Origin of the sequence: Ochrobactrum sp. SFR4, assembly GCF_019730395.1 — a bacterium.
In the GTDB taxonomy this organism is placed as follows: Bacteria; Pseudomonadota; Alphaproteobacteria; order Rhizobiales; family Rhizobiaceae; genus Pseudochrobactrum.
In genome coordinates, this window is record NZ_JAAPBB010000037.1 from 1 (window position 1) to 2,500 (window position 2,500).

At 51.9% G+C, this 2,500-nt stretch carries 1 tRNA gene and 2 rRNA genes (1 of these 3 cut by a window edge); all 3 read right to left on the reverse strand.

Annotated features, from left to right (window positions below):
• Positions 1-177: 177 nt before the first annotated feature.
• Positions 178-254, reverse strand: a tRNA-Met gene (locus tag HBA93_RS17520).
• Between the two features lie 79 nt (positions 255-333).
• Positions 334-448 (reverse strand): 5S ribosomal RNA (gene rrf / locus HBA93_RS17525).
• 100 nt (positions 449-548) lie between these two features.
• A 23S ribosomal RNA gene (locus HBA93_RS17530) occupies positions 549-2,500 on the reverse strand; it runs 856 nt beyond the window's last position.

Consider the following 2,500-nt stretch of genomic DNA (forward strand, 5'->3'; position numbering starts at 1 on the left):
ATCGATAGTCAATTGCTTGCTTTTCCTCCTCACCCTTCAGGTTATGGACGTAATGAGGTGAGAGCGTATAGAAATCGATTGATTATCGATTTTAGCTCGAACGGGCTGGTCCAGGATGCATTGACACGCCTATGGGAATGGCATCTGGATCGTGGTTTTAATTGCTTTGAGGAGATTTGGTTGCGGGGGCAGGATTTGAACCTGCGGCCTTCAGGTTATGAGCCTGACGAGCTACCGGGCTGCTCCACCCCGCGCCAGGGTAATTTATGAGCCGGTATTGGAAGTATTTGTTTTATTGACTGTGAGATATTTTGATTTCTGTGCGCTTTGCAGACCTGGCAGCGACCTACTCTCCCGTGTCTTAAGACAAAGTACCATCGGCGCTGGAGCGTTTCACGGCCGAGTTCGGAATGGGATCGGGTGCAGCCGCTCCGCCATAACCACCAGGTCAGCAAAGGGCACAGAAACAAATAAGAAGCTGGAATTTTTCGTGCATTCCGTCTTTCAGCACACATTGTGTGCTGATCAGATGGATATTGATAATGAGAACAATCAAGTCGATCGAGCTATTAGTACCGGTCAGCTGCATGCGTTACCGCACTTCCACATCCGGCCTATCAACGTGGTGGTCTTCCACGGCTCTGATAGGGAATACTCGTTTTAAGGTTAGTTTCCCGCTTAGATGCCTTCAGCGGTTATCTAGTCCGTATATAGCTACTCTGCTATGCCGTTGGCACGACAACAGATCCACCAGAGATACGTCCATCCCGGTCCTCTCGTACTAGGGACAGATCCTTTCAATATTCCTACACCCACGGCAGATAGGGACCGAACTGTCTCACGACGTTCTGAACCCAACTCACGTACCGCTTTAAATGGCGAACAGCCATACCCTTGGGACCTGCTCCAGCCCCAGGATGCGATGAGTCGACATCGAGGTGCCAAACAACCCCGTCGATATGGACTCTTGGGGGTCATCAGCCTGTTATCCCCGGCGTACCTTTTATCCGTTGAGCGATGGCCCTTCCACTCGGGACCACCGGATCACTATGACCGACTTTCGTCTCTGCTCGACTTGTCTGTCTTGCAGTCAGGCGGGCTTATGCCATTGCACTCGACGAACGATTTCCGACCGTTCTGAGCCCACCATCGCGCGCCTCCGTTACTCTTTAGGAGGCGACCGCCCCAGTCAAACTACCCACCATACACGGTCCTGGACCCGGATATACGGGTCGCAGTTAGACATCTATGACGATAAGGGTGGTATTTCAAGGATGACTCCACGAAGGCTGGCGCCTCCGCTTCAAAGTCTACCACCTATCCTACACATGTCGCCACAAATGCCAGTGTAAAGCTATAGTAAAGGTGCACGGGGTCTTTCCGTCTAACCGCAGGAACCCCGCATCTTCACGGGGAATTCAATTTCACTGAGTCTGCGTTGGAGACAGCGGGGAAGTCGTTACGCCATTCGTGCAGGTCGGAACTTACCCGACAAGGAATTTCGCTACCTTAGGACCGTTATAGTTACGGCCGCCGTTTACTGGGGCTTCAATTCAAGGCTTGCACCTCTCCTCTTAACCTTCCAGCACCGGGCAGGCGTCAGACCCTATACGTCGTCTTGCGACTTCGCAGAGCCCTGTGTTTTTGGTAAACAGTCGCTACCCCCTGGTCTGTGCCACCCTCATCTGCTTGCGCAAACAAGGGTCACGCTTCTTCCGAAGTTACGCGTGCAATTTGCCGAGTTCCTTCAACGCAGTTCTCTCAAGCGCCTTGGTATACTCTACCAGTCCACCAGTGTCGGTTTAGGGTACGGTCTATATGTGGGAGCTATTTCCTGGAACCGCTTCGCTGCAAGATCAATCCAATAAGACCTTACAACACACGCGATCCGTCACTACCCACAGGCCCACGAATATTAACGTGGTTCCCATCGACTACGCCTTTCGGCCTCGCCTTAGGGGCCGGCTAACCCTGCTCAGATTAACTTTAAGCAGGAACCCTTGGACTTTCGGCGAGAGTGTCTCTCACACTCTTTATCGTTACTCATGTCAGCATTCTCACTTCTGATACCTCCAGGACCTCTCACGAGTATCCCTTCACAGGCTTACAGAACGCTCCGCTACCACGCACATACGTGCATCCACAGCTTCGGTGTATGGCTTTAGCCCCGGTACATTTTCGGCGCAAAGACCCTTATCTAGACCAGTGAGCTGTTACGCTTTCTTTAAATGATGGCTGCTTCTAAGCCAACATCCTGGTTGTTTTGGGATCCTCACATCCTTTCCCACTTAGCCATAACTTAGGGACCTTAGATGGTGGTCAGGGTTGTTGCCCTCTTCACGACGGACGTTAGCACCCGCCGTGTGTCTGCCCAGTAGTACTCTCAGGTATTCGGAGTTTGATTGAGATCAGTAAGACGGTGAGTCCCCATTACCCATTCAGTGCTCTACCCCCTGAGGTATTCGCTGGACGCTCTACCTAAATAGATTTCGCGGAGAAC